The sequence below is a fragment of the Streptomyces sp. SID5643 genome (assembly GCF_009872555.1).
GTDB classification, from domain to species: Bacteria; Actinomycetota; Actinomycetes; order Streptomycetales; family Streptomycetaceae; genus Streptomyces; species Streptomyces iakyrus.
The window spans coordinates 1-12892 of sequence record NZ_WWIC01000144.1; the positions used below are offsets into that span (position 1 = coordinate 1).

10 protein-coding genes are annotated in these 12892 nt (G+C 73.7%); 7 read left to right on the plus strand and 3 right to left on the minus strand.

Annotated features, from left to right (window positions below; all coding sequences use genetic code 11):
• Together GTY56_RS18255 and GTY56_RS18260 are read right to left on the minus strand one after the other, a co-directional pair.
• On the minus strand, window positions 1-227 hold a 227-nt coding region (locus GTY56_RS18255), incomplete at its 3' end, for a DUF5691 domain-containing protein (RefSeq protein WP_524540117.1).
• Window positions 228-363: 136 nt separating this feature from the next.
• Window positions 364-1719 (minus strand): SWIM zinc finger family protein, encoded by a 1356-nt coding sequence (locus GTY56_RS18260; protein WP_161366428.1) that lies wholly within the window; start codon window positions 1717-1719, stop codon window positions 364-366.
• 145 nt (window positions 1720-1864) lie between these two features.
• On the opposite strand from GTY56_RS18260, the gene GTY56_RS18265 reads away from it, so the two are divergent.
• The 6 genes from GTY56_RS18265 (at window position 1865) to sucD (ending at window position 10737) form a co-directional block, all read left to right on the plus strand.
• On the plus strand, window positions 1865-2995 hold the full coding sequence (locus GTY56_RS18265; protein ID WP_161366429.1) for an ATP-binding protein: 1131 nt from the start codon (window positions 1865-1867) through the stop codon (window positions 2993-2995).
• Window positions 2996-3080: 85 nt separating this feature from the next.
• Window positions 3081-5477, plus strand: a complete 2397-nt coding sequence (locus GTY56_RS18270) for a DUF5682 family protein (RefSeq protein WP_161366430.1) — start codon at window positions 3081-3083, stop codon at window positions 5475-5477.
• A 139-nt stretch (window positions 5478-5616) separates the two neighbouring features.
• Window positions 5617-6783, plus strand: a complete 1167-nt coding sequence (locus GTY56_RS18275; protein ID WP_161366431.1) for a VWA domain-containing protein — start codon at window positions 5617-5619, stop codon at window positions 6781-6783.
• Window positions 6784-6998: 215 nt separating this feature from the next.
• Window positions 6999-8096 carry a hypothetical protein gene (locus GTY56_RS18280; protein WP_161366432.1) on the plus strand — a complete coding sequence of 366 codons (1098 nt, stop codon included), beginning with the start codon at window positions 6999-7001 and terminating at the stop codon, window positions 8094-8096.
• Window positions 8097-8652: 556 nt separating this feature from the next.
• On the plus strand, window positions 8653-9831 hold the full coding sequence (sucC, locus tag GTY56_RS18285) for an ADP-forming succinate--CoA ligase subunit beta (RefSeq protein ID WP_161366433.1): 1179 nt from the start codon (window positions 8653-8655) through the stop codon (window positions 9829-9831).
• Between the two features lie 21 nt (window positions 9832-9852).
• A complete protein-coding gene (gene sucD / locus GTY56_RS18290; protein ID WP_062928672.1) occupies window positions 9853-10737 on the plus strand; it encodes a succinate--CoA ligase subunit alpha in 885 nt (294 codons plus the stop codon).
• Window positions 10738-10863: 126 nt separating this feature from the next.
• On the opposite strand, the gene GTY56_RS18295 is transcribed toward sucD, so the two are convergent.
• Entirely contained in the window at window positions 10864-12141 is a 1278-nt protein-coding gene (locus tag GTY56_RS18295) for a helix-turn-helix domain-containing protein (protein WP_161366434.1), read from the minus strand.
• 96 nt (window positions 12142-12237) lie between these two features.
• Between GTY56_RS18295 and GTY56_RS18300 the strand changes: the two genes are divergently transcribed.
• The coding region (locus tag GTY56_RS18300) for a cell division protein PerM (RefSeq protein ID WP_237524914.1) at window positions 12238-12892 on the plus strand (655 nt) is incomplete at its 3' end.

Below are 12892 nucleotides of genomic sequence, written 5' to 3' on the forward strand. Positions count from 1 at the left end.
ACGTCCTCAGGGGCCGCCTGCGCACGCTCGGCCGCCCGCGCCGGGCGCAGACCGGCCCGGCGCCGTACGGTCTCCACGGCTGCCGCGTCCAGCAGGGCCAAAGGCGCGTCCGGGCCCGGTGCGGCACCCGGCGGGGTGCGCCGGTCGGTGCCCAGCAGCGCCGTGGTGACGAGCCCCTCCCAGGCGTCCGCGCCGGGCGCGTCCACAGGAGCGGAGGTCCTGGTCATGAGCTTCCTTTCCGCGGGGCGCCCGGTAGTTGAAGGCTCGCCCTTACCGGTTGTCCCGTGATGCCTGAAAGATGCGTGGAGCCGTGGGATGGGTGGGGCGGGCCGACGGGCAGCGAGCGGGGCCGCTGCCGCCGGCTCAGCACAGCGCGACCGCGTCGCCCGGGCCATCGGGCCATGCCGTCAGCGGCGTGAAGCCCTGGTGGCCGCACTCACCGAAGACCCTGACCGGGGCCCCGCCCGACAGGGCGACGAGCCGCCACAGGCCCGGGCGGGAGCGCGCGGCGGGAGTGAGCGGCAACGCCGTGTCCCCGTCGGCGTCCGCCAGCTGCCATGACTCGCCGTCCGGCGTGGGAACGACCCGGTCCAGCGTCACCGGGACGGACTCCAGCCACGGGTCCTCGCGCAGGGCGTCGCCGTAACGGGCCGCCGCCCGGGCCGTGGTCGTCCCCGGAGGGCGGGTCGCCGCGGGCGCGGGCGCGGTGAACTGCTCACCCAGGGCCACTCGCGGTTGCCCGGCCCCCGGGTACGCGGACACCTCGGCCTCCAGACTCAGGCCCACCGGCAGCGCCAGCTCCGGGGCACGGCCGGCCGCGCCGTAGGAGAGGAGCAGCACGGTGCGGTGCGAGGCGGCGCCGTGCAGCCATATCCGGCGGGTCGTCAGGCGCGGGTCGGTCGTGTCGTACTGGGCGAGGACCAGCCAGCGGTCGCGCAGCGGCGGGCCCTCCGCGGAGGCCGGGAGGCCGATGCGGGAGCGGACCGTGGCGGCGAGACCGGCCGGGAGCCGGTCGCGGCGCTGCCAGCCCCGCCCCAGGAGATGCAGCAGCGCGCACTCCTCCAGCAGCCGCACCGGCCAGCCCGGCCCGGTCGACGGTATCGCCCCCAACTCCCGCACCCGCCCGGCCAGTCCCTGCGCCTGGGCGTCGACCATGCGGGCCGCCGTCTCCTCCCAGAGGCCGTACCCCGACTGCTCAGCGGTCGCCAGACCGCCGCGCAGCAGGTCGACCAGGCGCTGCTCCAGCTCCACCGCGCCCGCCGAGACCCGTTCGGCCCGGCGCTCCGCCCGCCGTCGCGCCGCCTCGGGATCAGCGGACCCGGACGGCGCTCCGGAGCCCGCCCCGGTCTTCTTCCCCTCGGCGCGCTCGCGCCGCCCCGCCGCCCACTGCGCGGCCCACTGCGGGGCCTGCCCCGGCGGCACCGCCGCGTCGTCGGCGGCCCAGAGCAGCAGCAGCCCCAGCGCGTGCTTGCACGGGAACTTGCGGCTCGGGCAACTGCACTTGTACGCGGGCCCGGCGGCGTCCGCGATGTCCACGACCGTCTGATACGGCTTGCTCCCGCTGCCCTTGCACAGCCCCCACACCGTCCCCTCGTCGGAACTCCCCGCCTCGGACCACGGCCCCGCCGCGCCGAGTTTGCTTCCCGCTTTGCGTGATGCGGCGTCAGGCGCAAGTGCCAGCACCTGGTCCGCGGTCCAGCGCACCCCCTGCTGAGTCATGTCACCGAAGGTAGATCCCACCACTGACAATCGGGTCAGCCGGCGGACCCGGCCGGGCATTTCCGCAGGTCGGAACGCATTGTCAGTGGTGTGGTGCAACGTTGGCGACAGATCCGAACCGGCCGAGCTGGAGGGGGACTTTGCCATGACCGTGTCCGTGGAGCCGACGTCCGTCGAAGCGGGGGAGACGGGACCCGCCCAGGCGTTGCGACCGCACGCCGAGGACGCCTTCGCCCATGAACTCGCCGCGCTGGCCGCCCAGGATGACCGGCCGCGCCCGGCCCGCTGGAAGCTGTCGCCCTGGGCCGTCGCGACGTACCTGCTGGGCGGCACCCTGTCGGACGGCACGGTGATCAGTCCCAAGTACGTCGGCCCCCGCCGCCTCGTCGAGGTCGCCGTCACCACCCTCGCCACTGACCGTGCCCTGCTCCTGCTCGGCGTGCCGGGCACGGCGAAGACCTGGGTGTCCGAGCACCTGGCCGCGGCGGTCAGCGGCGACTCCACGCTGCTGGTGCAGGGCACCGCCGGCACCCCGGAGGAGGCCATCCGCTACGGCTGGAACTACGCGCAGCTGCTCGCCCACGGCCCCAGCCGCGACGCCCTCGTGCCCAGCCCCGTCATGCGCGCCATGGCCGACGGCATGACGGCCCGCGTCGAGGAACTGACGCGTATCCCGGCCGACGTGCAGGACACGCTCATCACGATCCTGTCGGAGAAGACGCTGCCGATACCGGAACTGGGCCAGGAGGTGCAGGCGGTCCGCGGATTCAACCTGATCGCCACGGCCAACGACCGCGACCGCGGCGTCAACGACCTCTCCAGCGCCCTGCGCCGCCGCTTCAACACGGTCGTGCTGCCGCTGCCGGAGAGCCCCGAGGCCGAGGTCGACATCGTCTCGCGGCGCGTCGACCAGATCGGCCGCTCCCTCGACCTGCCGGCCGCGCCCGACGGCCTCAGCGAGATCCGCCGGGTCGTCACCGTCTTCCGCGAGCTGCGCGACGGGGTCACCGCCGACGGGCGGACGAAGCTCAAGTCGCCCAGCGGCACGCTGTCCACGGCCGAGGCGATCTCCGTCGTCACCAACGGGCTCGCCCTGGCGGCCCACTTCGGCGACGGCGTGCTGCGGCCGGGCGACGTCGCCGCGGGCATCCTCGGCGCGGTGGTCCGCGACCCGGCGGCGGACCGGGTCATCTGGCAGGAGTACCTGGAGACGGTGGTCCGCGAGCGGGACGGCTGGAAGGACTTCTACCGGGCCTGCCGCGAGGTGAGCGTGTGAGGAACGCGGGGCGGTGGCCCCGGGTGACGGGACGGCGGCCGCCCGCGGGATCGGGCGGGGACGTGCGGGACGGGAGGGGGATGAAGTGACCGGTGTGGAACAGACCGCGGGCCGGGGGGCCGGGGCGGGGCCGGTGCTGCTCGGCGTGCGGCATCACGGACCGGGGTCGGCGCGGGCGGTGCGGGCGGCGCTGGAGGAGGTCCGGCCGCGGGTCGTGCTGATCGAGGGGCCGCCCGAGGCCGACGCCCTGATCCCGCTCGCCGCCGACGAGGAGATGAGGCCGCCGGTCGCCCTGCTCGCCCATGCCGTGGACGAGCCCGGCCACTCGGCGTTCTGGCCGCTGGCCGGATTCTCCCCGGAGTGGATCGCCCTCCGCTGGGCCCTGGAACACCATGTCCCGGCCCGCTTCATCGACCTGCCGGCCACGCACACGCTGGCCTGGGGGAGGCAGGAGGACGAGGCGGGAACCGAGGGCGAACGCCGGTCACCGGCCGAGACGGCGCCGGACGGGGAGGCCGGTCCCGGTCCCGCCGGGCTCCGGATCGATCCGCTCGGCGTGCTCGCCGACGCCGCCGGCTACGACGACCCGGAGCGGTGGTGGGAGGACGTCGTGGAGCACCGGGGCGCGGGGGAGGGCGACGCGCTCGCGCCGTTCACCGCGCTGGAGGAGGCCATGGGCGCCCTGCGGGAGACCTACGGCAGCGGTGGGCACGACCGGGACCTGGTCCGGGAGGCGTACATGCGGCTCCAGGTGCGGGCCGCGCAGCGGGAGTTCGAGGACGGCGTGGCGGTGGTCTGCGGGGCCTGGCACGTGCCCGCACTGCGGCAGAAGACCACCGTCGCCGCCGACAGGGCGCTGCTGAAGGGGCTGCCCAAGGTCAGGGCGGACATGACCTGGGTGCCGTGGACCCACCGCCGGCTCGCCCGGACCAGCGGATACGGAGCGGGCATCGACTCACCGGGCTGGTACGGGCACCTGTTCAGCGCCCCGGACCGGCCGGTGGAGCGGTGGCTGACCAAGGTGGCGGGGCTGCTGCGCGCCGAGGACCGGATCGTCTCCTCCGCGCACGTCATCGAGGCGGTGCGGCTGGCCGAGACGCTCGCCGCGATGCGCGGCCGTCCGCTGCCCGGCCTGAGCGAGACGACCGACGCCGTGCGGGCGGTGATGTGCGAGGGCTCGGACGTACCGCTGGCACTCATCAGGGACCGGCTGGTCGTGGGGGACGTGCTGGGGGAGGTGCCGCCGTCGGCACCGGCCGTGCCGTTGCAGCGGGACCTCACCCGGCTGCAACGCCGGCTGCGGCTGAAGCCCGAGGCGCTGGAGCGGGAGCTGGAGCTCGACCTGCGCAAGGAGAACGACACCGCCCGCAGCAGGCTGCTGCACCGGCTGCGACTGCTCGGCATCGCGTGGGGCGAACCGGCCGCATCGCGGGGCAGCACCGGCACGTTCCGGGAGACCTGGCGGCTGCGCTGGGAGCCCGAGCTGTCCGTGCGGGTCGCCGAGGCCGGCGTGTGGGGGACGACCGTCCTGTCCGCGGCGACCGCCAAGGCGGAGGCGGACGCCGTCGGCGCGGAGGGCCTCGCCGGCGTCACAGGGCTCGCCGAGCGCTGCCTGCTGGCCGGACTTCCCGACGCGCTCCCCACCGTGATGCGGGTCCTCGCCGACCGGGCGGCCCTCGACACCGACGTCGGCCATCTCGCCCAGGCGCTCCCGGCCCTGGTCCGCTCCCTGCGCTACGGAGACGTGCGCGGCACGGACACCGCAGCCCTGGCGGACGTCGCCGCGGGACTGGCCGAGCGGGTCTTCGTCGGACTTCCCCCGGCCTGCGCCGCGCTCGACGCGGACGCCGCCGAGGAGATGCGGGGCCACGTGGACGCGGTGCACGGGGCCGTGGCCCTGCTGGGCGACGCCCCCGCGGCCGGACACGGCCAGTTGAGAGGCCGTTGGCAGTCGGTGCTGCGGGTGCTGTCCGGGCGGGACACCGTGCCGGGGGTCATCCGCGGGCGGGCCGTCCGGCTGCTGCTCGACGACGGGCAACTGGCGCCAGACGAGGCGGCACTGCTGATGGGACTCGTCCTGTCACCGGGCACACCGCCGGCGGACGCGGCCGCGTGGATCGAGGGCTTCGTCGGAGGCGGTTCCGGGGGCGGCATGCTCCTGGTGCACGACGAGCGGCTGCTCGCACTGGTCGACGCGTGGCTGACCGGGGTGCCGGCCGAGGCCTTCACGGACGTACTGCCCCTGCTGCGGCGGACGTTCTCGGCGTACGAGCCCGGGGTGCGCCGGACCCTCGGCGAACTGGTCCGGCGCGGACCGCGAACCGGGGGCGGCGCGACAGCCGCCGGCGCAACGTCCGGGTTCGCGGCCGATTTCGACACCGAGCGCGCGGACGCGGTGCTGCCGGTCGTGCGGCTGCTGCTCGGACTGGACGACATGGACGACGACACCGAAGACAACAACCTGGCGGGGGTGACGGGATGACGACCGAGGCACTGAGGGAGCGGACGACGGCACCGGAAACGGAAGCCACCGTGACGGGCGGGCTCCGGGCGGAAAGGCGGCCGTCGACGACCGTGCCGGTGATCCCGCTGTGGGAACGGCCACGTAAGGGAGGGCGGGCATGACGTCCGGGACGACGGACCCGGCACAGGAGCGGCTGCGGCGCTGGCGGCTCGTCCTCGGGGGCGACGCGGCGGACGGCACCGGCTGCGCGCTGTCGGGCCGGGACGCGGCGATGGACGGAGCGCTCACCGCGCTCTACGGCAGGAAGGACAGCAGGTCACAGGGGGGCCGCGAGCGTGCGGCGGGGCTCGGGGCGTCGGCGCCGTCCGTCGCGCGCTGGCTCGGGGACATCCGGACGTACTTTCCCTCATCCGTCGTGCAGGTCATGCAGCGCGACGCCATCGACCGGCTCGGTCTCGCCACGCTGCTGCTGGAGCCGGAGATGCTGGAGGCGGTCGAGGCCGACGTGCACCTCGTCGGCACGCTGCTGTCGCTCAACAAGGCGATGCCGGAGACGACGAAGGAGACGGCCCGGGCCGTCGTGCGCAAGGTCGTCGAAGACCTGGAGAAGCGGCTCGCCACCCGCACCCGGGCCACCCTCACCGGCGCCCTCGACCGCAGCGCCCGGATCAGCCGCCCCCGCCACCACGACATCGACTGGAACCGCACCATCGCGGCCAACCTCAAGCACTACCTGCCCGAGTACCGAACGATCGTGCCGGAGCGGCTCATCGGGTTCGGGCGGGCTGCCCAGTCCACCAAGAAGGAGGTCATCCTCTGTATCGACCAGTCGGGATCCATGGCGGCATCGGTTGTGTACGCATCGGTGTTCGGGGCGGTGCTCGCCTCGATGCGGACGATCTCCACGCGACTCGTCGTCTTCGACACGGCGGTCGTCGATCTCACCGACCAGCTGGACGACCCGGTCGACGTGCTGTTCGGCACGCAGCTCGGCGGGGGCACGGACATCAACAGGGCACTCGCGTACTGCCAGACGCAGATCACCCGGCCCGCGGAGACCGTGGTCGTGCTGATCAGCGACCTCTACGAAGGCGGCATACGCAACGAGATGCTCAAGCGGGTGTCCGCGATGAAGGCGTCCGGCGTGCAGTTCGTGACACTGCTGGCGCTCTCGGACGAAGGGGCACCGGCCTACGACCGGGAGCACGCGGCAGCACTGGCGGCGTTGGGGGCGCCGGCGTTCGCCTGCACGCCCGATCTGTTCCCGGAGGTGATGGCGGCGGCGATCGAGAAGCGGCCGTTGCCGATACCGGATGCGGCGTGACGGTCGCTGGGTGAAGTACCCCGCGTGAGGGGGCGGGTGACGATGTGTCGATGGGCCGTCGTCCGACGTGGAGCAGCAAAAGGGACATGACGGCCCATCGGACAGCAAGGGCTTGCGCGACCTCCGCACTCCCGTGCGAGGATCGGCGCCTGCTCGGCCGCGCGGGGTGCCGGCCGGGCGTACCGCTTCCGTCGCACGGGAGGAAGCCTCCCCTCTTGAGCTGGTCAGCAGCCTTGCCCGGAGCCGCATTGCGCACGCTGCGCACGGCGGCCGGGCGGCGTGCGCTCCAAGTGGCCCTGCTGCTGGGCGGGTTGATCGTCATCGGACTGCTGTGGGGGGAGCAGGCCCATGCGGAGAACGGTGTGGGCGGTGTGGGGGTGCGGCCGGAGGGGCGAGCCGGTGAGGTGGCGCGAGTCGAGCGCCAGGGGCCGGTAGACGCGCAGGCGGAGGCGCCGCTGTCGTCGTCGTTGCCCGGGCCGGCGTCGCTGCGGGTGGTGCCGGGTCTCCCGGCGGTTTCGGACCGCCCGGCGGTATCCGACTTCCCGGTCCCCAACGAGTCGCCGGGGCTGTCGGACGCGCCGGGGCTGCCTACCCTGCCCACCTTGCCCGGGCTGCCCGACTCACCCGCGCTGCCGTACCCGCCGGGTCTGCCGGACCTGCCGGGTCTGCCGTACCTGCCGGGTCTGTCGGACCCGCCGGGTCTGCCGGACCTGCCCCCACCCCCCGGCGACCCCGACGTCGAGCTCCCGGGAGCACCCGCTCCACCCGCTCCACCCGCCCCACCCACCCCTGTCACGGCCGCCCCCCAGCCGGGCGGAGCATCCGCGCCGGACTCGGGGGCCGTGCCCGCGGATGAAGCCGGCTCCTCGCGACAGGCCGGGAAAGCGGACACCCCGGTCGCCGGTCACGAGGCCCATGTCGCTCATGCCGCCCCCGCAGGTCCGAGGACCCACGGCCTCCACGCCCCCCGTCTCAGACCCGCCCACCTCAGGCCCGCTCACCTCAGGCCCGCCCACCCCCTCCGCCCCGCAGATCATCTCGGCCGTCCCGGTCACCTGAGCCACCCCGGCCACCCGGGATCCTCGCCGCACGCGGGACGTGCCCCGGCCGCCGGTCACTCGCCCGGTGGCCGTCCCGACGGGGTGCTCGGCAACCGGTCCGTGGCCGACAGCGGCTCGTCGCGTCACGGCGAGACGCACGCCGTCACACCGAGCCCCTGGGCGCCGCTCGCGCTCGTGTCCGGTGGCGGCTCTGGCGCCTCCCCGGCCGGTGCCGGGTGCGGTTACCGGGACATCCCCCTCTTCCCCGGCTAGCACGGACGGCCGTCGAGGCCTTCCGCCACAGGCCCGCCTCGTGGCGGAGAACTCCTCCGGCCGGCCGACCCTGCCCGGGGTGCCCCATGGCACCCCTCCCGCCCCCAGTGCTTCACGAGGCGTCACGTCCGGACGACCGAAAGCCGTCGGTGGTCCGAGGCCGCAACCTCGTGGATGGGCCGGGCAGCCCCCATTGGGGTGGGGGCCGCCCGGCCAGGCGCCCCGGGAGCCGGGCCCTGAACAGGGCCTTCGTGCTCCCTCCGGGGTGTCCGGCGGGCCTCACCGGGTCAACCCCATCCCGGTGAGGCCCATCACCCGCTCCTCACATCCGGCACGCCGTGCCAGAGAGGGCGGCATCATGTGACAGGTATCACCGCTCAGGTGTGACCCTCGATTTAGAGGCCCCCCGGAAGCAGCGATAACCTGCGAGACGGACATGCCGCGCGCTCGGACACCGTGTGCGCCTCCCTTGTGACAGACAGCGGACGTCACGTTGCCCTCGCGGCACGCCCACGCAGACAACGAACCGCGAGATCACTGATAGGGACGGAAGCGCGTGGACCTGTTCGAGTACCAGGCGAGGGACCTCTTCGCCAAGCACGATGTACCGGTGCTGGCCGGTGAAGTCATCGACACGCCTGAGGCGGCCCGCGCAGCCACCGAGCGCCTCGGTGGCAAGTCCGTCGTCAAGGCCCAGGTGAAGGTCGGCGGCCGTGGCAAGGCGGGCGGCGTGAAGCTCGCCGGCACCGCCGACGAGGCGGTCGAGCACGCGACCAACATCCTCGGCATGGACATCAAGGGCCACACGGTCCACAAGGTGATGATCGCCGAGACGGCCCCGGAGATCGTGGAGGAGTACTACGTCTCCTTCCTCCTGGACCGTGCCAACCGCACCTTCCTCTCCATCGCGTCCGTCGAGGGCGGCATGGAGATCGAGGAGGTGGCGGCCACCCGTCCGGAGGCCGTCGCCAAGACGCCGATCGACGCCAACGAGGGTGTCACCGAGGCCAAGGCCCGCGAGATCGTCGCGGCCGCCAAGTTCCCGGCCGAGGTCGCCGACAAGGTCGTGAACGTCCTGGTCAAGCTGTGGGACACCTTCATCAAGGAGGACGCCCTCCTGGTCGAGGTCAACCCGCTGGCCAAGGTCGCCTCCGGTGAGGTCATCGCCCTGGACGGCAAGGTCTCCCTGGACGAGAACGCCGAGTTCCGCCAGCCGGAGCACGAGGCCCTCCAGGACAAGGCCGCGGCCAACCCGCTCGAGGCCGCCGCCAAGGAGAAGAACCTCAACTACGTCAAGCTCGACGGCGAGGTCGGCATCATCGGCAACGGCGCGGGTCTCGTCATGAGCACCCTGGACGTCGTCGCGTACGCCGGTGAGGCGCACGGCGGCGTGAAGCCGGCCAACTTCCTCGACATCGGTGGCGGCGCCTCCGCCGCCGTCATGGCGAACGGCCTGGAGATCATCCTCGGCGACCCGGACGTCAAGTCCGTCTTCGTCAACGTCTTCGGTGGCATCACCGCCTGTGACGAGGTCGCCAACGGCATCGTCCAGGCGCTGCAGCTGCTCAAGGACAAGGGCGAGGACGTCACCAAGCCCCTGGTCGTCCGTCTGGACGGCAACAACGCGGAGCTCGGGCGCAAGATCCTCTCCGACGCCAACCACCCGCTGGTTCAGCGCGTGGACACCATGGACGGAGCGGCCGACAAGGCCGCCGAGCTCGCGGCTGCGAAGTAAGGGACGAGGGACTAAACAGCCATGGCTATCTTCCTCAACAAGGACAGCAAGGTCATCGTCCAGGGCATGACCGGTGCCACGGGCATGAAGCACACCAAGCTCATGCTGGCCGACGGCACGAACATCGTCGGTGGCGTGAACCCCCGCAAGGCGGGCACGTCCGTCGACATCGACGGCAACGACATCCCGGTGTTCGGCACGGTCGCCGAGGCGATCGAGAAGACGGGCGCCAACGTGTCCGTCCTCTTCGTCCCGCCGGCCTTCGCCAAGGCCGCCGTCGTCGAGGCCATCGACGCCGAGATCCCCCTCGCGGTCGTCATCACCGAGGGCATCGCCGTCCACGACTCGGCCGCGTTCTACGCCTACGCCGTGTCCAAGGGCAACAAGACCCGCATCATCGGCCCGAACTGCCCCGGTCTCATCACTCCGGGCCAGTCCAACGCCGGCATCATCCCGGGCGACATCACCAAGCCGGGCCGCATCGGCCTGGTGTCGAAGTCCGGCACGCTGACGTACCAGATGATGTACGAGCTGCGCGACATCGGCTTCTCCTCCGCCGTCGGCATCGGTGGCGACCCGGTCATCGGGACGACCCACATCGACGCCCTCGCCGCGTTCGAGGCCGACCCCGACACCGACCTGATCGTCATGATCGGCGAGATCGGCGGCGACGCCGAGGAGCGGGCCGCGGCCTTCATCAAGGAGAACGTGAAGAAGCCGGTCGTCGGCTACGTCGCGGGCTTCACCGCGCCCGAGGGCAAGACCATGGGCCACGCCGGCGCCATCGTCTCGGGCTCCTCCGGCACGGCCGCCGCGAAGAAGGAGGCCCTCGAGGCCGCCGGAGTCAAGGTCGGCAAGACGCCGACCGAGACGGCCAAGCTGGCCCGCGCCATCCTCGCCGGCTGAGCATCGCCCCACGGCTCACAGACGGGCCCGCTCCCTGCACGGGGGCGGGCCCATCGCCGTATCCGCCCATCCCATTGCCGGTTCCACCGTCCGTATCCACGGCCCCTCGCCCGGAGGCCGACGGGGTCACCACGGCTGGGGCAGCAGCCGGTCCGGCCCTCGCTGTTCCTCCTTGCGCAGTTTCGCCCGCAGCTTCCGCTCCGACTCCGACAGCGGCCCCGGCGCCATCCGCGGCGGTACGCCCTGCACCGTCTCCCCTTCGGGGACTGGCGGCTCGTAGTGCGTCGGGGCCGTGCGCACGGTGAGGGCCGTCGTGCCGATCAGGGCGACCGTGAAGGCGATGGCGGCCCGGGTCCAGAAGCGGGCCCGGCGTTCCCCGCCCCTGCGCACGACCGACGGTTTGGCGGCCCGCAGCCGCTCGACGGAGGCCAGTTCGACCAGCCGCCAGTGCAGTGTCTCCGGGTCCGCCAGCTCCGGCAGCCGCTCGGCGACCGCCTCGCGCGCGTGCGCCAGCCGGTTCACGGCCGCGCGGGTGCTCGCCTCCGTCTCCGCCGCCGTCTCGGGCAGGCCGAGCCCGACCCCGTCGTAGAGGACCAGGGTGCGGCGGTAGGACGGCGGGAGCCGCAGCAGGGAATCCAGCAGCGCGCGGTCGAACGCGTCGGGCGGCGGCGGCTCGGGGTGCCGGAAGCGCGGCCGGAACCGGTGCCACGGGGAGAGCGCGCACTCGTACGCCGTCGCGCGCACCCAGCCCGCCGGGTCGCGGTCCCGGGCCACCTCGGGCCAGCGCTGCCAGGCGATCTGGAAGGCCCGCTCCACCGACTCCCGGGCCAGTTCACGGCGGCCGGTCAGCAGATAGGTCTGCCGGACGAGGGCGGGGGCGCAGAAGGCGTACAGCGCGTCGAAGGCCTGATCGGGGGTCAGGGCGGTGATGGCGTCGTCCGGCCGGCGCGGGGGTGTCGTCCGCGGGCGTTCGGTGAGGATGAGGCGGTGCCCGTGCGGGACGGGGGTGCGGCTCCGGTCGGGGACGGGGACGGGGACGGTGACGGGGCCGCGGCCCCGGTCCTTCGCGGCGGGTCGTTTGCGGTCGGGGGCGGCGGTCTTGCGCCGGGCGCGCACGGCTCGGCGCGAGAGGACCGCCCCGGGCGCCGGTTCCGGTTCGTCGGAGTCGACGGCGCCGTCCTGATCAGGCGTCATCTCCGCCTCGTCGTAGAGCGAGCCGAGCAGCTTCGCGTACTTCTCCCCCTTGCGGCCGCGCGGTGTGGAGCGGCCGGTCTCCCACCCGCGCACCGTCTCGCTGGTGACGCCCACCCGGGAGGCCAGCTGAGCCCGCGTCAGCGACGCGGCCTCGCGCAGGCGTCGGCGCTCCTTGGGCGGAGGGAGCGGGATGGCAGGGCTCTGGGTCACAGGGCGCGCCTCCGTCCGGAAAAGAACATAAGCGTATTTTTAGCGACACAGCGAAGGTTCGCCTGTTACGCCGGTAAAGCGCGTGTCGTTGGGAGCATGGCGGTCGTGATCGAGACGACCGCTCGCCGACGTACGCCGGCGCCCCTGCTCACCCGGATGCGCGACCGTTCGCCCGGGCTGGTCGGCGGCCTCCTGGGGGGCGCGCTCGCGGCGGGTCTCGGGCTGGCGTCGTTCGCCGTGCTCGTGATGCTGCTGTGGATCAGCTCGCCCTACCCCGACAGCGGGCCCGGTGGCGCCATGCACGTGGCGGCGGCCCTGTGGCTGCTGGCGCACGGCGCCGAACTGGTCCGCACCGACACGCTCTCCGGCGTCCCCGCCCCTCTCGGCCTGCCGCCCCTGTTGCTGCTCGCGCTGCCGGTGTGGCTGCTGCACCGGGCGGCACGGGACGCCACGGACGGCGGGGGAGGAGGCGAGGACGACGACTTCGAGGAGGACACCGAGGCGGTCGCGAGCCCGCCCCCGGTAGCCCCGCGCATCGCGTGGACGGGCGTCGTCCTCGGCTACCTCGCCGTCGCCGCGCCCGCCGCCCTGTACGCCGCGGGCGGTGTGCTGCGGCCGTCGTGGGTGTGGACGGGGGTGTGCGTTCCGCTGGTCGCCGTGGTGGCGGCGGGGGCGGGCGTGTGGTCGGCGTACGGCCGTCCGGGCCGGCCGCTGCGGCGACTGCTGGGCCTGCTGCCGGCGGGAGCACGCC

Excerpts from the sequence above, each read along its gene's own strand:
- sucD (WP_062928672.1), top strand. The coding sequence starts at position 9,853 with ATGGCTATCTTCCTCAACAAGGACAGCAAGGTCATCGTCCAGGGCATG.
- GTY56_RS18260 (WP_161366428.1), bottom strand. The coding sequence starts at position 1,719 with ATGACTCAGCAGGGGGTGCGCTGGACCGCGGACCAGGTGCTGGCACTT.
- GTY56_RS18265 (WP_161366429.1), top strand. The coding sequence starts at position 1,865 with ATGACCGTGTCCGTGGAGCCGACGTCCGTCGAAGCGGGGGAGACGGGA.
- GTY56_RS18275 (WP_161366431.1), top strand. The coding sequence starts at position 5,617 with ATGACGTCCGGGACGACGGACCCGGCACAGGAGCGGCTGCGGCGCTGG.